Annotated in this window: 15 protein-coding genes; 5 read left to right on the forward strand and 10 right to left on the reverse strand. The window is 63.5% G+C overall.

All coding sequences use genetic code 11. From position 1 onward, the window contains the following. The first annotated feature begins 212 nt into the window (after positions 1–212). The 4 genes from J5226_RS23970 (at position 213) to J5226_RS23985 (ending at position 6504) form a co-directional block, all read left to right on the forward strand. Positions 213–2696, forward strand: coding sequence for an acyl-CoA dehydrogenase (locus J5226_RS23970; RefSeq protein WP_215837552.1), 2484 nt, complete (start codon positions 213–215; stop codon positions 2694–2696). A gap of 379 nt (positions 2697–3075) precedes the next feature. Then, positions 3076–3546, forward strand: a complete 471-nt coding sequence (locus tag J5226_RS23975) for a hotdog fold domain-containing protein (protein WP_215837554.1) — start codon at positions 3076–3078, stop codon at positions 3544–3546. Between the two features lie 242 nt (positions 3547–3788). After that, positions 3789–6032 (forward strand): hypothetical protein, encoded by a 2244-nt coding sequence (locus tag J5226_RS23980; protein WP_215837556.1) that lies wholly within the window; start codon positions 3789–3791, stop codon positions 6030–6032. Between the two features lie 88 nt (positions 6033–6120). Beyond that, positions 6121–6504, forward strand: coding sequence for a hypothetical protein (locus J5226_RS23985; protein ID WP_215837558.1), 384 nt, complete (start codon positions 6121–6123; stop codon positions 6502–6504). Between the two features lie 516 nt (positions 6505–7020). On the opposite strand, the gene J5226_RS23990 is transcribed toward J5226_RS23985, so the two are convergent. From J5226_RS23990 to J5226_RS24030, 9 genes are all read right to left on the reverse strand, one after another. Beyond that, positions 7021–7386 carry a hypothetical protein gene (locus tag J5226_RS23990; RefSeq protein ID WP_215837560.1) on the reverse strand — a complete coding sequence of 122 codons (366 nt, stop codon included), beginning with the start codon at positions 7384–7386 and terminating at the stop codon, positions 7021–7023. A 710-nt stretch (positions 7387–8096) separates the two neighbouring features. Then, positions 8097–8570 carry an SMI1/KNR4 family protein gene (locus tag J5226_RS23995; protein WP_215837562.1) on the reverse strand — a complete coding sequence of 158 codons (474 nt, stop codon included), beginning with the start codon at positions 8568–8570 and terminating at the stop codon, positions 8097–8099. An 18-nt stretch (positions 8571–8588) separates the two neighbouring features. Further along, entirely contained in the window at positions 8589–9044 is a 456-nt protein-coding gene (locus J5226_RS24000) for an SMI1/KNR4 family protein (RefSeq protein ID WP_215837564.1), read from the reverse strand. A 36-nt stretch (positions 9045–9080) separates the two neighbouring features. Then, positions 9081–9272, reverse strand: a complete 192-nt coding sequence (locus J5226_RS24005; RefSeq protein WP_215837566.1) for a hypothetical protein — start codon at positions 9270–9272, stop codon at positions 9081–9083. A gap of 847 nt (positions 9273–10119) precedes the next feature. Further along, positions 10120–10644: a hypothetical protein gene (locus J5226_RS24010; RefSeq protein WP_215837568.1), complete on the reverse strand. Its 525-nt coding sequence runs from the start codon at positions 10642–10644 to the stop codon at positions 10120–10122. Between the two features lie 213 nt (positions 10645–10857). Then, the gene (locus J5226_RS24015; RefSeq protein ID WP_215837570.1) at positions 10858–11340 is read right to left on the reverse strand and encodes a hypothetical protein; all 483 of its coding nucleotides are present in this window, start codon (positions 11338–11340) and stop codon (positions 10858–10860) included. A gap of 284 nt (positions 11341–11624) precedes the next feature. Next, positions 11625–12113: a hypothetical protein gene (locus tag J5226_RS24020; protein WP_215837572.1), complete on the reverse strand. Its 489-nt coding sequence runs from the start codon at positions 12111–12113 to the stop codon at positions 11625–11627. Positions 12114–12118: 5 nt separating this feature from the next. Beyond that, positions 12119–16900 (reverse strand): RHS repeat-associated core domain-containing protein, encoded by a 4782-nt coding sequence (locus tag J5226_RS24025; RefSeq protein WP_215837574.1) that lies wholly within the window; start codon positions 16898–16900, stop codon positions 12119–12121. Positions 16901–17309: 409 nt separating this feature from the next. Further along, positions 17310–18476, reverse strand: a complete 1167-nt coding sequence (locus tag J5226_RS24030) for an MFS transporter (protein ID WP_255322921.1) — start codon at positions 18474–18476, stop codon at positions 17310–17312. Between the two features lie 481 nt (positions 18477–18957). On the opposite strand from J5226_RS24030, the gene wrbA reads away from it, so the two are divergent. Continuing rightward, positions 18958–19557 (forward strand): NAD(P)H:quinone oxidoreductase, encoded by a 600-nt coding sequence (wrbA, locus tag J5226_RS24035; protein WP_215837578.1) that lies wholly within the window; start codon positions 18958–18960, stop codon positions 19555–19557. Between the two features lie 170 nt (positions 19558–19727). On the opposite strand, the gene J5226_RS24040 is transcribed toward wrbA, so the two are convergent. Further along, on the reverse strand, positions 19728–20078 hold the full coding sequence (locus tag J5226_RS24040) for a DUF1304 domain-containing protein (protein ID WP_215837580.1): 351 nt from the start codon (positions 20076–20078) through the stop codon (positions 19728–19730). Between the last annotated feature and the right edge of the window lie 130 nt (positions 20079–20208).

Genomic DNA, 20208 nt, shown 5'->3' on the forward strand with positions numbered 1-20208 from the left:
ACGCAGCGTTGCGCGAAAAACCGCCGCAGGCCGGTTGACAGCACTCCGAGGCCGAATCCATACTCGCCCGTATGTTATGCGTTTGATGCCAGCGTTTGAATGGCCGGCATCACGCGCGAACCACCCGAACGAGCCGTAAATAGGTCCAGCGTCACAGCCGGCCTTCTAACGCCCTCCCGCTTGATTCCAGCCGTAACTCCTGGAGCGCCGTCATGAGCATCGCGATCCCCTTCCTCGCCTTCTTACTAATCGGCGCGGTCGCCGCCTACCACCGCCTGCGCTTGCCGGTGTGGGCCGCGCTGACTGCGACCGCGCTGGTCGCCTGCTGGCTGCTCGGCGCCAACCCGACCGCGACGATCATCGCCGCGGTGTTGGTCGCCGCGATCGCGCTGCCGCTGCTGATCCCGGCGATCCGCCTGCCGTTCATCACCAAGCCGCTGCTGGGCTTCTACACCAAGATCCTGCCGCCGCTGTCGGAAACCGAGCGCACCGCGCTGGAAGCCGGCACCGTCGGTTTCGAAGGCGAGCTGTTCTCGGGCAAGCCCGACTGGCAGCAACTGCTGAGCCAGCCCAAGCCGGTGCTGACCGCCGAGGAACAAGCCTTCCTCGACGGCCCGACCGAAGAGCTGTGCAAGATGACCAACGATTGGCAGATCACCCACGTCGACGCCGATCTGTCGCCGCAGCTGTGGGACTACATCAAGAAGAACAAGTTCTTCGGCCTCAACATTCCGAAAGAATACGGCGGCCTGGGCTTCACCGCGCTGGCCAACCACAAGGTCATCCAGAAGCTGTCGTCGATCTCCAGCGTGGTCAGCTCCACCGTCGGCGTGCCCAACTCGCTGGGCCCGGCCGAACTGCTGATGCACTACGGCACCCAGGAACAGAAAGACCACTACCTGCCGCGCCTGGCCGACGGCCGCGAAGTGCCCTGCTTCGGCCTGACCGGCCCGTGGGCGGGCTCCGACGCGACCTCGATTCCCGACTACGGCATCGTCACCATGGGCGAGTGGAACGGCGCGCGCGTGGTCGGCGTCAAGCTCACCTTCGATAAGCGCTACATCACTCTCGCGCCGGTCGCCACGCTGATCGGCCTGGCCTTCCGCATGTACGACCCGGACGGCCTGATCGGCGACAAGCGCGACATCGGCATCACCCTGGCGCTGGTGCCGCGCGACACCGCCGGCGTCGAAGTCGGCCGCCGCCACTTCCCGCTCAACTGCACCTTCCAGAACGGCCCGATCCACGGCCGCGAAGTGTTCATCCCGCTGAGCCAGTTGATCGGCGGCGAAGCCTACGCCGGCAAGGGCTGGCAGATGCTGGTCGAATGCCTGTCGATCGGCCGCTCGATCACCCTGCCCTCCTCGGGCAGCGGCGGCTCCAAGATGGGCGCGGTCGTCACCGGCGCCTACGCCCGCATCCGCAAGCAGTTCGGCCTCTCGGTCGGCCGCTTCGAAGGCGTGGAAGAAGCGCTGGCGCGCATCGCCGGCCACGCCTACGCGGTCAGCGCGCTGTCGCAAGCCACCGCCGCCGCCGTGGCGCGCGGCGAAAACCCCGCCGTGCCCTCGACCATCGCCAAGTACCACTGCACCGACATGGCCCGCGACGTGGCCAAGGACGTGATGGACATCCACGGCGGCAAGGGCATCATCCTCGGCCCGAAGAACTACGCCGGCCGCAACTGGCAGGCGGTGCCGATCATGATCACGGTGGAAGGCGCGAACATCATGACGCGCTCGCTGATGATCTTCGGCCAGGGCGCGATCCTGTGCCACCCGTGGGTGCTCAAGGAAATGAAGGCGGCGATGCTGCCCGACAAGGCCGAAGCGCTGCGCGAGTTCGACAAGAACCTGTTCGGCCACATCGGCTTCGCCATCTCCAACGCGGTGCGCAGCCTGTGGTACGGCCTGACCGCCTCGCGCATCGGCGCCGCGCCGGGCGACGCCTACACCCGCCGCTACTACCGCAAGCTCAACCGCTATTCGGCGACGCTGGCGCTGATGGCCGACACCTCGATGCTGCTGCTCGGCGGCAAGCTCAAGTTCAAGGAATCGCTGTCGGGCCGCCTGGGCGACGTGCTCAGCCAGCTCTACATCGCCAGCTCGATGCTCAAGCGCTACGAGGACGAAGGCCGTCCGGTCGGCGACCAGCCGCTGCTGGCCTGGGCCTTCCACGACGCCGTGCACAAGATCGAACTGGCGCTGTCGGGCGCGCTGCGCAACTTCCCGATCCGCCCGGTCGGCTACCTGCTGTGGGCGCTGATCTTCCCCTGGGGCCGCCGCGCGCAGGCGCCGAGCGACCGCCTCGGCCACCGCGCCGCCGCCCTGCTGATGTCGCCCAACGACGCCCGCGACCGCCTCGCCGACGGCGTGTTCCTGACCCCGTGCGCGAACAACCCGGCCGGCCGCATCAACAGCTACCTGCAGAAGGTGATCCTGGCCGAACCGGTCGAGCGCAAGTTCCTCAAGGCGCTGAAGAACAGCGACATCCAGGCGCTGGACTTCGCCGGCCAGCTCGACGAGGGCGTGCGCGAAGGCTGGATCACCGCCGAGGAGCGCAAGCAGTTGGAAGAACTGCGCGAGATGACCATCGACGCGATCAGCGTGGACGACTTCGACGCCGCCGAACTGCGTTCGGCCGGCTACAAGCCGTACGCGCAGGACGCCGGCCGCGGCGACACGCGCGCGGCCGCGTAAGCGCGCAGCGCCCGCGCATGCGAGGCGATGCATGACTGGAACGGCGGGCCTTCGGGTCCGCCGTTTTGGTATCGGGGGTTCGTCATCGATGCGGAGCCGCTGCCATCGCGATCACGACCACGGCCGCCCCACTCGGCAACAACCCGACCCCACCCACCTACCGTCATCCCCGCGAACGCGGGGGTCCAGAGACTTCAGAGTCATGCCGCGGTAAAGCCCTGGATTCCCGCGTTCGCGGGAATGACGGGAGAGAGAGGCCGCTGAAGTCTCCGGCCGTTCGGCCACGCCGAAGCAAAGCGAAGCCCGCCTTCGCGGAAATGACGGCAGCGAAACACGACGCGCACCACGTCCACCCACTCAACGACGAGCCCGCCCCGCCATGAGCGCCAACGTCCTCTCGCTCTACAAGAAGCTCACCCGCTACCCCGCCGGCCACTGGCTGTTCTCGCGCGCCGTCTGCTTCAAGGCGCCCTACTTCGGCAGCATCAAACCGCGCTTCGAATCGCTCGAATCCAACCGCTGCACCGCGACGATCCAACACCGCCGCGCCGTCACCAACCACCTCGGCACTGTCCACGCCATCGCCCTGTGCAACCTCGCCGAACTCACCGGCGGCGTGATGACCGACGTCAGCATCCCCAAGTCGATGCGCTGGATTCCCGTCGGCATGCAGGTCGAATACCTGAAAAAAGCCGTCGGCACCCTGCGCGCCATCGCCACCCCGGCCGCGCCCATCGTCGAATCCGACGCGCCCTACGACTTGCCGGTAAACGTGGACATCGAAAATCCGGCCAAGGAAACCGTGTTTCGCGCACGCATCACCATGCGCGTGTCGCCGCGCAAATCCTAAGCGCCGCGCGACCGCTCGTCGGCTGTAATCCCCGCGGCGACGCCGCGCGTCCGTGCGCGCGGGTCGCCCGCGTTGGTCAGGGGTAGGAGATCCTCCCCCACAGGACGCGTAGCGCCGGACCGTCATCCGCCGTACTTCCCTCCCGTTCTTCGTTCTTGCCTGCCGATCGCGCGGGCCGGGTCTTCCTGTGCCGTCGCGCCGCCGCGCGGCGGCGTGTCCCTATGCCGATGAGGATAGCCGTCATGGCCAAGACCCCCGCCACCAACGCAACGCTCACGCTGAAGATCGAACTGGAGAAACCCGCCCAAGGCGACGTGCACGCGTACGCCTTCGACCGCAACGGCCGCATGATCGCCCGCGCCCCCGTGCGCGACGGCGCCGTCGCGCTACCGTTGAACGAAAAACAGGCGCGCGAAAGCCGCGTGTTCCTCGCCCCCGACAACGCCGACAAACAACCCACGCTGCGCGACATGCAGCGCGCCCACGGTTACGAGATCGTGCTCGCCGACGGCCTGCGCGGCCGCCTGGTCGATCACGTGCGCGTGCCCGGCCGCGTCATCGACCTATGGCCGTTCTGCTTCTGCCCGGTGCGCGGCCGCGTCGTGCGCCCGGTCGGCCCCGCCGGCCACACGCAGGACCGTCCCGTCTGCGGCGCGCGCGTGCACATCTGCGAAGTGGACCGCTGGCCGCTGATCATCGCCCAGCTCCCCGACCGCGACATCCTGCGCCTGCGCGACGACCTGCTGCACGCGGTGCTGCGCAAGATCCCGATCCCGCCGCGCCCCGGCCCGGACCCCGATCCGATCGCGCGCGTCCGCACGCCGCTGCGTTTCCCAGGCGTCGAGGCCGCGATCAGCCCGCAGCCGCAGCCCAACGTCGGCGGCCTCGCGCGCAGCAATCTCGACCGCGTCGCGCTCAACCCGCAACCGCTGCCGCCCGGCATCGCGCTGCAACTGCAAGGCACGCCGCTGGCCGGACTCACCGCCTCGTCGATCAACCAGATCCGCAGCGCGCTCACGCTCAATATCGACTCGCTGAAGTACTACCTGTGCCTGTGGCCGTGGTGGTGGTGGCGCTTCCGCTGCGACGAACTGGCGGTGGTGGAAACCGACGCCTTCGGCCGCTTCGAAAAACTGCTGATCTTCCGTTGCGACGGCGATCATCCCGACCTGTATTTCTGGGTCGAATACCCCATCGGCGGCAGTTGGGAAACCGTGTACCGCCCGCCCATCGCCTGCTGGACGCACTGGAACTACGTCTGCGGCACCGAAGTGATCTTGCGCGTGGACGACCCGCGCGTGCCCGCTTGCGGCGGCGATCCCGACCTGCCCGGCCTCAGCGTCGCGGTGATGTCGATCGGCCGCGGCGTGAGCCTCAAACAACTGCAGACCAACGGCCTCACCACAGGCGGCGCGCCGTTCGGCGGCAAGATCGAACCGCGCGTCTGGATGAGCCGCGGCAACCTCATCGCCGCCGGCATCACCCACTATCGCTGGTCGTACCGCCGGCTCACCGGCCCCGACGGCAGCACGCCCGCCGTCGGCGCGTGGACCATCGTCACCCGCGACGTGAAGCGCCACTACTCGGTGCTCGGCCCGGGCGGCCTGCCCGCGTTCCCGTCCGACCCGATGGGCCCGGACGGCGACAACAAGTTCCGCATCCAACCGCCCGACCCGCCCGCGCCCGGCCTGGACTGGGAAACCCTGGACGAACGCGAAGACCTCGCCAGCGCGCATTTCGAAACCACGTTGCTGCCCAGCGGCCTGCCCGCCGGCGCCACCGACGCCGAGAAAGCCGCGGCCGCCGCCGGCCAGTACGAACTCAAGCTGGAACTGCTGCGCGCCGACAACAGCCTGGTCGATTGGACCGCCGCCGGCATCACCCTGGCCATCGCGGACGAGAACGCGCCGTTCGGCGCCGACGAAGTCGACACCATCGCCGCGCCCGCGTTCAACCGCGTGATGAGCGGCGCGCACCTGGTCGGCTTCCGCATGATCCTGCGCGTGGACAACAACCGCTGCGACGCCGACATCTACCCGGTGTCCGGCGCCGGCCTCAGCGTCGATGCCGAATGCGGCTTCATCGAGTACCAACCCGGCGCCGTGGCGACCTTGTCCTTCCTCGCCCGCCACCCGTGGGGCTTCGCCACCTTCGACTACACCACCACGCGCGGCACCTCCACGCCCGTGCCGCAAGCCGACACCGGCGGCATCGTCGGCGCCGCCAGCGCCGCATCCACCGACGGCAACTTCAGCGAAGGCCCGGACTTCGTCTACTCCAAACCGGTCCCGGTGAACACGCTGCTGACGGTGAACCCCGGCCCCAGCGGCGGCTGCGCCAACGCCGCCTTCGCCGAAGTGCTCAACGTCTGGGGCACCGCCACCGACGGCTACGGCACCCTGGGCTACAACGCCCACGACGCCGCGGCCTACGCGCTGGCGGTGCCGTGCGATTGCCACGGCAACGGCAACGGACACGGCCACTGAAAGCCACGCCCGCCCCGCGCGCACGGACGCGCGCGGGGTGCGACACCGATGCGCGCCCGCCGCGGCGCGCATCGGCTAGAGTGCGCGCATGGACGCCACGACGTGGATTTACCTCGCCGGCTTGCACAGCCTGGGTTTCGCGTTGTTCCACGTCGCGTTCTGGAAACTGTTTCGCTGGCGGCAGACCTTGCGCACCGCGACGGTCGCCGATCGCGCGATCATCCAGATCCTCAACCTGCGGCTGATCTACGTTCTGCTCGGCATCGCCGCGCTGTGCTTCGTGTTTCCCGACGAGCTGCAACGCACCGCGCTGGGGCGCGCGGTGTTGCTGGGGATGTCGTTGTTCTGGGTCGGACGGACCATCGAGCAGTTCGTGTTTCTGCGGATCAATCGGCCGATGGTGCATGCGTTGACGGCGCTGTTCGTTTTGGGCGCGGTGTTGTTCGCGGTGCCGTTGTGGCTTTCGGTTTGATGTGCATTGCGCACACTCTCGTTACACACAACTTGAAGGGCTTCGCGAACGTCCATTTGACAGGAGTTTTCGCGAGTAGCAGGCTCCGCATCGGAGCGTAGAAACTCCTCGTACAGCGGCATCCACCCCCGAAGCGGTGGATTTCCTTAATACGGGAGTTCCGCATATGTCTCGAAAGTCTACGCCCGCAATTGCAGCGGACTACGTCCTATTGCCAGTCGACGCCTACCATGGCCTACAGGCGTTCTATGCCGAATTGATCGGTATCGCTCAAGCCATCGACTCAGCTGCCACACCCGCTTCAGACGCCGACGATCTCGAACAATCCCGCCGCCGCGCCCTAGCCCGCGTCTTCCGCCTCTGGGCCGACCAAGTCCACGGCAACCTCGAAACGATCCGCTCCGACTAAGCCCCCTCCCCGCCCACCGGTCGCCGTCCGGCCGGCGGCGACCTTCGGCTCCGCCGCTCCCGAACACGGGCATTTCGACCGCTATCGCAAGTAGCGCTGCGTAAAAATCAAAGAGTGCCGGCGCTGGGATCTAAGGGCTTGCGTAGTGCTTCAATTTCGCGAGCGATGAGTGCAGAAGCGCCTTCAAGTCTCGCGATGAGCTGAGGGTGAGATGCGGAAAACTCCGCAATGGCCTTCAGAACGCCTTCGTAGGCCTCCTGCTCGGAAATAGTGATTTTTTCCGTTACAAAAATTAATTGAACTCCATCGAACTCGTCTCCAGGGTCGGCCTCCGGATCCTTTCCAAAAACGCACGTGTAGTCGTTGTAGCCAAAACCCCTTCTCTGAGGAGCGCCTTCAATGGCGACCAGGAACAGGTTGGGCGGAAGGACTTTGTAGAGCGCTGCCGCGGCATTGATGTTGGCTAGGTTCATGACACAGCCCATGGGGTGTAGGAACTAGTGTGGCACCTGCCAGAGCCTGCGAGCCCTCCGCGACGAACTGATCGGCACCGCCCAAACCATCGACCCCGCCACCGCCCCGACGCCCGACCTGCGCAGCAAACCCGAACAATCCCGCCGCCGCGCCCTGGCCCGCGTGTTCCGCCTCTGGGCCGACCAAGTCCACGGCAACCTCGAAACGATCCGCTCCGACTAAGCTCCCTCCCCGCCCACCGGTCGCCGTCCGGCCGGCGGCGACCTTCGGCTCTGCTGCAATCGCAAGTGTTTTTACCTTGCGCGCAAGTCACCACGGCGCGAACGCAAGCCGCCATGAGTCGCACGCAACCCGATTTTCCTTGAACACAAGCCGCCGAGCCTCATCGCCGGCCCACGCGATCCCGTCGCAAACCCAAAACACCCGACCGCAAGACCCAACGTGTTGCGAGTTCGAGTCCTGTTGCGTTACGACCGGGACGAATCGCCTTGCCCGCGACCCTTTTTCGAGCCAACCGCAAGACATTTAGCGTTGCGCGCCACTCACAAAACCTTGCGGTCGCAAACCCGCAAGCCTTGCGTGCAAGCCCGTCGGCTTGCGCGCGAGCCGTCGCAGCCCGCGCGCGAGGCTCACTGCCTCGGCCTCGGAGCGAACCATGTCGCCATCGAGATCCGGCCGCTTGTCAGCCTTGCCGTCGACAGCGCCTCAATCACCTCAACTGCGCGAGGATCTCTTGAGCAAACTCCCCAGCGAAAGCAGATCTGAATTGCTCGACGGTTTCGCGCATGTACTGCGAGAACGAGCTAGCAGCCAACTCGACCGATCCGTCATCGAACACCCGATAGACAGGGGGATCTTCGTTTCCATCGCAAATGAAATATTGAAACTGCGCGCCCTGATAGGCGCAGAAAACAAATGCATGGTCCGGCAACTGAAAATCGACACCCTCCTCCGCGATCAAGTCCAGCAGCTTTTTCTTCAGAACCTCGATATCCGGGTAGAAGAAGTTGATGTCATAGCACAGCAATCCCGCGGACCGGCCGCATTCGCGCAAGAACATCTTGTAGAGCGATGGCAGCTTGACTCCCTGGATGCCTTCCACCGACTCGATTTCGCGGTCGTCCATTCCGGCAATCGGAATTTTCTGATCCAGCCCCGCGGATACGATCCAATCTCTGAACATGACCCCGCTTTTCTCCTGTTAGCTTCGATACATGCCCTGATAGCTCCTGATCATCTGTTCGATGTATGAAGTGAAAGATGCATGGATCCGCGAGCCCCCTTTTATAAGCGTCAGACGAAAGACGGCGGGGTCACCAGACCCGTCGCAAATCAAGTAGTCGTGCTGCCTCCCCTGATAGGAGCCGATCACAAGCGCATTCTCAGGAAGAGAGAACTCGAACCCCTTCATATCCTCATCGTCGTCATCGAGAATTTCTTGCACGTCCCGCTTCAGACATTTCAAATCCGGATAGAAAAAATAAGCATCATCACAAAGCAATCCGGCAGACTTGCCGCATTCGAGCAGGAACGCCCTGTAAGCCGGAGGAACGACCACCTGCTGAGCGAGTTCGATCTCCCTGATTTCATCGGGTGAAATTCCTTGAATCGGAAGATCGCCCTGCAAGCCCGCGGCAATAATCTTTTCTTTGTACATAATGGCATCCCGTAGCCCAACCTGCACCGACTCCCCTCAACCGATGATCAACACCGCCTCTGGACGCGCATCGAAGATGGGCCGAAAATCGAGGACGAGCCGCGTCAATTTTTCATCCATCGCGGCCCTGGCTTCCACCGACAGTCGCTGATCCGCATTGAGATTCTCTTTCAACACGTCAATTTGGCGGGAAAACTCGTCGAAATCTTTTCCGGTCACTTCAACCATGCTGCTCCAGTGTTCGCACAGATCGAGCGAAAACTTCTCGGCGATAGGCTCGATGAAGTCGGAGAAGAAGGCCTCGGTGGAGATGCCCCTATTGTGGAAGCAGGTACCAGACTACATGCAACTACATTATCGGCTAGGCTTAATGCGGCACCATACCCCTTGGGATCAGCGCTTTCGAACTCAACACTGACCATGTTGCCAGAGCCATCGAAATCGGATACCAAAAGACTGCGCCTCCCTTCTGTTTTAATCACATGCACCGCCCGCCCTGGGGAGGAGGCAATCCTTTCTGAAGTTGAGTTCGGCTCAGTGCCGAATTTGCCAACAGCAATTTTCAACTCCGCGCCGTAAGCCAACAATTCGCCAACCGTGGGATAACCGCGCAGACCATTACGAAGCGCACCGCGAACGACGCCCGTGTCCCTTAGGCACACTCCATAGTACGTGCTCAGCGGATACAGGCTCGTCGAAAGCAACTCCCTGCTTGTCAGGCGGGTGCTCGCTGACCGCTCACCCTTAACCTCCTGACTATCAGAGTTAGGCTTGGTGCAACCAGACAGGAGCAACACGGCACCTATCACGATGTACTGGATCAATTGCATTCGCATCCCTCGACGTTCCACCTTTCAAGCAGTCTGACCGCTTTTGACCTGGTTGGTATTTGTGCGAGACGCCCCGTATCGCACACGCGCCTCGACGGCTCAGCCATGAGGTCCATCCGCTCGCGGCCGGGATTCGATGGCGTGCGGCCGGTTGCCCGACATGGGTGCCGAGGCGGTCGCCAAAAGAAAGGCCCCGTTGCCGGGGCCTGAACTTTGTACCTGACTTCGACGTTTCGACCTTCGGCCTAATGGGTCCGCTCGGGGAACGCGTCTTTCTTCATGCGCACGCACCCACCTTTTTTGGTGAAGAACGGCGGCTTTACCGCGATTTCGCTATGGCACCGGTATCCGACGTCGTACTGAACTCGCCGATACTTTAATCCGAACTTCTTCTGTAGCGAATCCAGAGCGCAGGACGCGCGCAAGTCTCCGGTCTGAGCCAAGCAGTGCTTCGCCGACCTCGCAACGATGCGATCCGCCACATCGCTTCTGCGCCTCGTGTAGTCCTCGTCGCGGTCGAGGAAATAGAACAGGACGAACACCGCGTCCCACGCTTCTTCAGACGACTTGGCGCCCACACCGACGACCTCCTGACACCAGTCGCCGCCGCAAAACTCGATGGACCCTTTCGCGGCGCGAGGCCAGTATTTCGCTTCGGGATAATCGCCTTTAAGTACTGCGAGTCCTTGTAGTCCATCAGGAGCCGCGAAGACGCCGGGGGCCATAACGAGCAGCACAGAGAGCAAGGCAGAAATTATCAGCATGCGCATGACATCACCCGATGGTTGGAGAGCGTGGCATTCCAACAAGACGCGGCTGAACATTACGACCGCTGGGCCGTAGAATGGTGCTTAGCGCCGAGGCGGACACATTGTTGTCTGGCGCGATCGACAATTGCCAGTGATTAGGCATATGCCTCATCCCGCTATTGCACCGACGGCTAAGTTGGCGCCGGGAGAGCGTTCTCCCCGGCTCCTTACGCATTACGCAGGTTCTGGACCGTAGCAGGGAGATCCGAACCGCCGCTTAGCGTCGATGTTTGGACACGCCTTGAGTTCGCGCACGCCATCTTCATCGCCGTTCTTCGCGGCGCGCTCCAGCCAATAGAGCGCGCGTGTTTGCGTCAGTCGATCCTTGCTGACCGCCATCAGCTGATAGGCCCGAAACATCAGACGAGGGTCCCCGTTCTCAGCGCCTATCAGCGCCCAATCGAGAGCCCTTCTCTGCATCTGTTCGATCTTTCCTTTGGGCAGCAGATAGAAGTAGTGATCTGACAGCTTCATGGCTGCGTCGCCAGAACCTTTATTGGCCTCCTCGGAAAACTGCTTGATCTGCTCAGCCGAAAGTGTGTAGCTGGGTTGAGAAACAACGCGGTCTTCCGGCTGGACTAGCGCGACTGGTTCGTTGGCCAAGCAAGCAAACGACATCAGCATCGGGAAGAACGGTGCGAATTGCAGCCTGGCCATGTCGATCACTTGTTTGGAGGTGGAAAAGAAAAGGGAGGAGCTAGGCTGCTCCCTTTTTAAATAGGATAGCTAAGCGGCTATGTGCACCTAGGGCGTCGTAAAGGCCTCGGACTGGGCGCCGGGCTCGCTTCCTTTTACAGACAGCTACTCGGCATAGACGAACCCGATCTTTGGTTCGCCTGCGCCCTTGGTATCGATCAACAACTCAGACCGGTCCACACAATACCGCCCTGGGACGATCGGCCGGGAATACTCAAAGCAAAACTCGCCCTTAGAGACCTTAATTACTCCCCTGTTGACTGGGGTCCGAAGCAGGGAATGTCGAACGGTCGCTTCGCTTCAAGATTCGGGCATTCCTTGATCTGTACCAGTGCATCCGCATCTCCATTCTTCGCGGCCTGCTGCAGCCAGAATAGCGAGCGAGTCTGCACCGGCCGCTGGTCGCTAACAGACATCAACTGGTAGGCCCTATACATCGCGCGGACATGACCATTCTCGGCCCCTATCAGCGCCCAGTCCAACGACTTCTGACGCATCTGCGGGATTTTCCCTTTTGGCAGTGAGTAGAAGTAATGATCAGAGAGTTTAACGGCTGCGTCCCCTGACCCCTTGTACGCCTCTTCGGAAAATCGTTTGATCGCCTCAGCGGAAAGTTGATAGCTCGGTTGAGAAACAACGCGATCCGCAGGTAGGGACGCAGCGGCACGCTCATCGGCCAAGCAGTTCAACGACAGAAGAACTAAACAGGTCGGTACCAATTTGAGGATGCCCATGTCGATCACTTTTTATTGGGAGGAGGGAAATGTACGAAGTCGCCCATGCCCCCTGGCTTCGGGCCGTCGACCTCGCTTTCAGACGAGTGGTAGTCTAGACCGTTCTTGCTCGGGCCAATGGAGTACCACGCAACGCCGGTTTCGCCCATGTAATGGAGCCAACCCCAGTTATTTGGTGCGGAGACCCACTGCCCGGTTGCCCTTGCCAAATTTCGCCCGTAGGGCGCCTTGCCCTTTTCGGTCGGCTGAATACCGGTATTGCAGGAGTACAACACAATCGGTTTGTCCTTGCAGTCGTCGTCCGCTCTAATCAGAGCGGCCAAGGCCGTGGGAGAATGGCCTGCCAGCTCGAAAGGTGTCCCGTGGCCCCCAATGAGGCATTCGGTTTCGCTGTCCGGGAGACGATTGAAACTGTCCCAGGTGCTGCCAGGCCTATGATCTTCCGGAAACAGATTCATCTTCGCTAGCCCGAATGGGTCGATATATGAGGTCGGACTGCCGCTGACATATCCATAAAGACTGATGCCGCCTTTCAGGCCAATCGGATCTGCCTGCATGTATCTTCCTGTCGTGGGGTCATAGTCGCGCAGATAGTTATAGAACAACCCGCTGGTGGCGTCGTAGCGTTGCCCGGGGAAGCGCATATTGAATACGAATGCGGTTCCATCGCTGTCCGGGTCTTGGTTTGGCGAATCGTTACCGAAAACTTCGCTCTTTGCGTTCCAGGCCCAGACCGCGACGTTTCGCGCCGGATCAATGACGGCCCGCGGCGTGCCGAGGTGATCTGTCTCGACGTACATTAGGGTCTGCGCGCTTCCGCTGCCAACCAAGAGGCCGGCTGGGGCATTGTTGAACCAGACGACTTGCTGCTGAGCCACGCCGTTGGCATCGTAGTCGCCGACCCAGTTGCCGGCCTCGTCATAGACCGTATAGGTCAATGTCGATCCGGCGCCGTTTTCGATGGCGACGCGCTGGCCCAAAGCGTTATATCGATATCCGGCCTTGACGATTCCATTCTGCTTGACTTGGGTGAGCCGATCGCTGCTGTCGTAGACGAACTCGCGTGCCGCACCGCCGACGCTGGTGGTGTTGCCGACGGCATCGTAGCCACGCGCTACTCCGGCGACAGCACCGAGCCGATGATTGCTCGACGGGTACGTGTAGGCCTCCGTAGTGGTCGTGCCGTGCATCAGGCTGGTCCGGTTCCCGGTCTTGTCGTAACCGTAGGTTTCCAGCGGATCGCCGCTGGGATGCCGGGTGACCGTCAACCGCCTCAGCGCATCGTAGTCGTAGGTGGCCTGGATCGTGCCCTGCATACCGTCCTTGAGTTCCGTCAGATCGCCGACAGGGTTATAGCCGTAGCCGAGCGACACGCCACCGCCAGCACTGTCCAGAATGGTCTTCGGGCGGTAGTCCAGGTCGTAGGTCCGTCGCACGATGCGGCTGGCAATGGGGCCATAGTTCCAGCTAGCGATAGGGCCAACGGGATTGTAGAGCGTGCTGTTGATCAGGGACGACCGCACCCCGCCGACAGGCGTGACGCCGACCTCCGACAGGTTCCTGTCAGGGCCGTAGATATAGTCCACGACGGCGCCGTCGGGGTAGGTAACACTCTGAAGCAGGTTGGTCTTGGTATAGGTGTATCGCAGCGTGAGGGTACGCGTACCGATAATCTGATCTTTGCGCACCACCCGTCCAAATCGGTCGTGGCAGTACCTGAGCTCTGTGCCGTTCTTGCGGATCGCGGTGACATGTCCCACGGCGAAATTCTCGCCGACCACGCAACCGGGATTCACCGTGTCGTAGTCGTACTCGACATCCGCTGGACCTGTGGCGGTGTAGAACTCCGCTTTGAGCCGGTTCAAGGCATCGTAGGTGAACCGGTGTGCGACGGTATCGTTCGCGTCCTTCTTGGTCGCAGGCTGGCCGGCAGCGTTATAGGTGAAATCGGATACGCCTGTGTCCGGGCTGGTCAGCTTGGTTTGATCACCGAATCCGTTGTAGGCAAAGGTGGTCACCCGGTTGTTCGGATCGGTAACCTGCGAAATCTGGTCCAGCGCGTTGTACTTGACCAGGGTCTTAGCATTTAGCCCAGTGATGTCCTCTTGTATCGCGGACAGCCGGTCGAGCGGGTCGTAGCCGTACTGGGTCTTGCGTCCGAGCGCGTCCGTGGCGAACTTGCGGTTTCCGTTTACATCGTAATCGTAGAGGGTCGTATTCTGCGCCGAATCTTTCACCGCGATCAGCTGATCGAACGAGTTGTAGATCCGAGACAGGGTCTTTGCGACGGTTCCATTTGAACGCTTGACTTCCTCCACCTTGCGATTACCAGCGTTATCAAGGGTGTAGCGGACTTGGCCGTCTCCGTTGTTACTCATGCTCACCAGGCGATGGGCGCCGTCATAGTTGAAGCTCATGAAAGTGCCGTCGGGACGCCGGACCGTTTCTAGCGGGCCTGTGAGGTAATAATCGAGTCGGGTGATGCGATCATCGCCCTCGGTGCCGTCGTTGGTACCGCGCTGCTTGATTGCCGACAGCCAACCCCGCGGAAGGTACTCGTAGTCCGTGATCACCCCGTTGGGATCGATCACGGAAAGCAGGTGGCCTTGAGGATCGTAGCCCAGCATTTCAGTCGCGTGGCCCAGTGCATCGATGATCCTGCGCAGATCGCCCTTGCGATAGGTGCACAGGGCCGGCGTCGCAGCACAGGTGCTGTCGTCGCTGCTGTAGTACTCGAAGCGGGTGGTGTCGTTGACGTCGGCGCGAGGGCCGTCCACGGACTTGAGCAACCCCAAGGTCGGGCAGGTGCTGTTGGGCGCAGCGACGTCGGCGGCCTCGCAATAGGCGAGCGTGGTCGTGCGCAGTTCATTGGTGACGGTATCGCGCACGGTCAGCGTGACAGGTTGCAGGCGCGCGTTGCGCGCAATGCGGGTCTCCTGGTTGCCGACGGTCGAACGAACGAGGCGCCCGGTGGCCACGTCCGTCGTGATCGTCCGCATCCGCTGTTCGGGTTTGCCGAACGCCTCGGTAATGGTTTCCGTGCGGGCCAGTGCGCCGGTCACGGGGTCGGTGGCCTCGACGTAGGCGTGACGGGTTTCGATGCCGTTGCGATCCGTGGTAGACGCCACGCGACGGCGGAAATCGCTGTCCTCGTCGTTGTAGGTCGTGACGACGGTGCCGCGGGTGTCCTTGAGTCCGCTGATCTTTTGCGGCCCGCCGCTCCACGGCGCGTCCGCCAGTTGCAGTTCGGTCTCCTGGCCGAGCGGATTGGTGAACTTGGTGCCGCCTTCGGCCGGATAGCTCAACGTGACGCCGTCGGCGCCGCCGATATGCTGGCTGGAAATCACCCGGCCCTTGTCGTCGTAGGCGAAGGTGCTGAAGCGTTGCCCCAACTCGGTGGTAACGCCGGTCAGGTAACGCGGGAAGCGAGTGTCCTCGTAGTGATAGCGACGCCCCAGCGAGTTGGCGTACGTGGCCGTTTCGACCTGCCCACCGGCCGTATACCCGTAAGTGACGATGGCCTCTCCGGCCGTGCTGATCGAGGCGATCGGATCGCGCGCGCCATCGCCGGCATAGGCGAAGACGAGGCTGCGACCGGTGCTGTGGGTGATGGTCGCGAGCCGCTGCTTGGCGTCGTATTCGTACGTCAAGGACGTTCCGTCGTCGAACTGTTGCTGCAGCAGACGACCATCGGCGCCGAAGCGCAGCACGCGGTCGCTGCGGTAGAGCTTCCATTGCTCCCCATCCTTAACCGCGCGGTCGCCCTTGCCGTCGTCGCTTTCGTAGGCATCGTCCACCTGGGTGAACGAGATCTGGGAGCCGTCGGCTTCGGTCAAGCCGACGTAGACCGTGTCGCTGGAACTGGTTGGGTTCTTGCCCGCAGTGAGCCGCAGGTTATGAGAATGGGTCCAGTTGTCGCCGAGCCCGCCCTGCGGCGTAGAAGTCATCGAGTGGAAGTAGCGGGTGAAGCTGACCCAGCCGAGATCGAAGTCCTCCTCTGGCTGCATTTTGTCGCCGGTGGTCGGATCGCAGGGGTTGCCGATCGGGCATTGTCCTGGCGGCAGGACCGGTGCGGAGTAATAGGCGGAGTCGCCGCTAGCGAAAAGCCGGCCGCCGGCGCACCCTTGCTTTTGCGGGTCCCAGGTCAGGTAGCTGGGACAACTGACGGGACGGATGCCACCGATAGTCAGATTGTTGTAGGTGGAGGGCTTGCAAGTGCCCGATACGCCGCTTTGATACGTCGCCGAGAACGTGAAGTTCTCTATGCGCAGCGTGGTTCCGTCCTCCCAGTAAGTCTTTTGGCTGTTCGGGTCGACGGTAATGACGGTGTTCGGCGTGCAGCCGGTCACGCGGCTCTCGTTGTCGTACCAGGCTATCGTCTTCGCCAGCGCATCGTCGTAGGAGACGGCGTTAAGAACGCGCGGGTAGAAGGACCAGGTCCAGGCACCGGTCTTCGGTGGGATCGGGGTCACCTCAATCGAGGAAATGACCTTGTCCTTCAGGATCAGGTTGGGCCCGCTGTGGAACTTAAGCATCTGGCCATCGGACACGTTGTCGACCACGCCCTTGACGATCGCCTCCTTGACGGCGGATTCGCTCTGGAACGGGCCGTTGATGGCGTCGGAGGTCGTCCAGACCCGATTGGTCTCAGCCGCCAGCGCACTCGCGGGCAAGGTCTGAATGGCCGCTGCCAGGGCGACCGCGAGAACGCAACGGGACGGTATGCCGAAGGATGGTGCGAGAACGGGTCGCGCTTGGGTTTGACGCCGGATCGTACTTGCTTTCACGAGCAACTCCTTTGCACGGTAATGCAGCGCAGGTAGCGAGCCTGCGCCGGGGAAGGCGATTTGGACGAGCGCCGTCAGCCACCTCGGTACAGGCGGCTGTGGACGATGCGAGGAGGCGCACGATAGGACGTTTCCATGTCAGTGCGAGTCAGGGCCACGCGGTCCGTGTGGCGGTCGGGTACATCATTCTTCGGCTGAGTGTCCCTGACAAGTGCTGGAGACGTGAGACCGCTTGTCGGGAGTCGAAGGGCGTTTCGGATCAGTCGCCAGGGACTGCAAACGAGTTGTAACCGTTTGGAAACTCACCTTTCCTTTGGCTGCGTGTTTCTTTCCAGGCCAGCTGGATTCGCGCCAGGGCTCGGACCAAACAAAAGCCCCGCACTGGCGGGGCTTTTGCTTTCGAACTGGCTCAGGCAGCGCCTTCGGGCTCCGGCTCCGCCGGCTGCCCCGCCGACATCAACACAAACCCGACCACCACCGACAACCCGACCAACGCCGCCGCGGCATAGCCCACACCAGCGACACCCACCGCATCGATCACCCGCCCGCCGATGATGGCGCCGACACCGATGCCCAAATTCGCACCGGACACGTTGAGCGACGCCGCGAACGCCGGCGCCTGCGGCGCCGACTTCATCACCCGCACGTGACTGACCGGGAACAACGCCGCCTGGGTGATGCCCCACAGCGCCAAGGTCACCGCGAACAACGGCAGCGCGCTCACCGACGGCACCACCAGCACCAGGCCCAGCGCCAGCGGCACGCTGAAGATCAGCGAGGCGCGCAGCGGGTGGCGGTCGACGATGCGGCCGCCGAGGGTGTTGCCGATCAGGCCGACCGCGCCGAAGGCCATCAGCGCCCAGCCGACCACCGCACCGTTGAAGCCGGCGAGGCGCTCGAACATGTCGGCCAGATAGGTGTAGGCGGTGAAGATGCCGGCGAACAGGATCACCGACATCAGCACGTGGCCGCCGACGCGCGGATCGCGCAGGACGCGGAACTGTTCGGCCAACCGCGCCGGCTGCGCGCCGCGGCTGTCGGGCAGGAAGGCGTAGAGCATGCCGGCCTTGAGCAGCGAGGCGATGGCAAGCGCGACGAAGGCGGCGCGCCAGCCGAACGCGTCGGCGATCAAGGTGCCGGTGGGGACGCCGATCACCGTGGCGCAGATCACGCCGAAGGAGATCATCGAAATCGCCTTGCCGGCGCGATCCTGGCCGGCGATATCGACCGCGGTTTCGCTGGCCAACGCCCAGAACACCGGCACGCCGAGGGCGGGGATCAGGCGGGCGAAGGCCATCACGCCCAGGTTCGGCGCCAGCGCCGCGGCCACGTTGGAGGCGGCGAACAGCAGCAGCACGATGATGAAGAGGAGCTTGCGTTCGAAGCGCGAGAAGTACGCGGTGAGGAACGGGCCGGTGGCGGCGACCGCGAAGGCGAACAGAGTGACCAGCAGACCGGCCTGCGACACGCTCACGCCGAGGTCGCGCGAGAGCGAGGGCAGCAGGCCGACGAGGATGAATTCGGTCGTCAGCACGGTGAAGCCGGCGGCCGAGAGCAAGATCAGGGGCAGTAACACGGCGGACTCCAAAAGGACGAAGCGTCGCCGACGCGCGCGGGCGCGCCGGTGGGCGACAAAGAGAAGGGGATTCGGTGGGGGAACCGGGCCGGTAGGGCGTGCCGGCGAGTGGCGCCACTGTAGGCGCGGGCGATGACGGGATAAACCGCATCGCCACCGCGGCATTGTTCCGGAGCGGGGACGATGCGCGCAAGCCTTGGCGTTGCGGAGTTTGCCGCGTTTCGCGCGGATCGGGACGGTTTATCCCGCGATGCGGGCTAGTCGCGCGCGGCGCGGCGCGGCAGGGTGGGCATCGCTCGCGGGAGGCGCCCAGGGCTCGATGCCGTCGGGCCGGCGGTTGCGCCAGTGCGCAACGCAGGGCGCGCCTACCCTCGCTTCGCACTTGTAATCGCGCTCCCGATGCAATCGATGACGGCCGTCACACCTCTTGTCATCTCCCGCGCCTAGTCTCCTCGCCCTGTCCAAACCCGAGGCGACTGCGATGGCGAAAGTTCTGGTTCTTTATTACTCCGCGTACGGCCACTGCGAGCAGATGGCCAATGCCGTCGCCGAAGGCGCCCGCGAAGCCGGCGCGCAGGTCGACATCAAGCGCGTGCCGGAGCTGGTGCCGGAAGAGGTGGCGCGCCGCTCGCATTACAAGCTCGATCAGGCCGCACCGGTCGCTCAGATCGCGGATCTGGAGCACTACGACGCCATCGTCGTCGGCACCGGTACGCGCTTCGGCCGGATGTCCTCGCAGATGGCCAACTTCCTCGATCAAGCCGGCGGGCTGTGGGCCAAGGGCGCGCTGCACGGCAAGGTCGGCGCGGCGTTCACCTCGACCGCGACCCAGCACGGCGGTCAGGAGACCACGCTGTTCTCGATCATCACCAACCTGCTGCACTTCGGCATGGTGATCGTCGGCTTGAACTACGGCTACGCCGGGCAGATGCGCCTGGACGAGGTCACCGGCGGTTCGCCGTACGGCACGACCACGATCACCGGCGGCGACGGTTCGCGTCAGCCGACCCAGAACGAGCTCGACGCGGCGCGTTATCAGGGCCGCGAAGTGGCCGAGACGGCGAAGAAGCTGCACGGCTGAGCCGAGCGATAGAGCGCAACCGGCGCCACGCGGCGCCGGTTGCGGGATCTGACGATTGCAACGGTGCGGATCGGCGGTGTGTTGCGCCCCTCCGCCGTGCGGCTTAGACCGTACGAGTCCGGCGCGGCGATTGCGCGTCCTTCGCCGCGCGATCTAGCGCGGACCCGCGATCACAGCAGCCACAGCGCCGCCAACGCGGCGATCGCCGGCACCGCCTGCACGTAGAAGATCCGGCGGCTGACCGTGGCCGCGCCGAACGCGCCGGCCACCACCACGCAGACCAGGAAGAACGTCGCCACGTCGTGGCGCGCGCAGATCAAGCTCCAGACCAAGCCGGCGACCAGGAAGCCGTTGTAGAGGCCTTGGTTGGCCGCCAGCACTTTCGTCTGCTCGGCCTTGTCCGGGTTCATGCGGAAGGTCTTCATGCCGAGCGGCTTGGTCCACAGGAACATTTCCAGGACCAGGAACCACGTGTGGAGCAAGGCGACCAGGGCGATCAGGGCGGTGGCTAGCCAAGGCATGTGGCGGTCTCTTGGGTGTGAGACGGCAGCATAAGGCTTAGCCCGGCGGCGCGGCGCAACTTAGTTCGCGGGCCGGTGACCAACGAATCGACAGCGTCCCCCGCGCACGGGGCGACTGCCCAGGAAGCCG

This window comes from Lysobacter sp. K5869, assembly GCF_018847975.1.
Classification (GTDB): Bacteria; Pseudomonadota; Gammaproteobacteria; order Xanthomonadales; family Xanthomonadaceae; genus Lysobacter.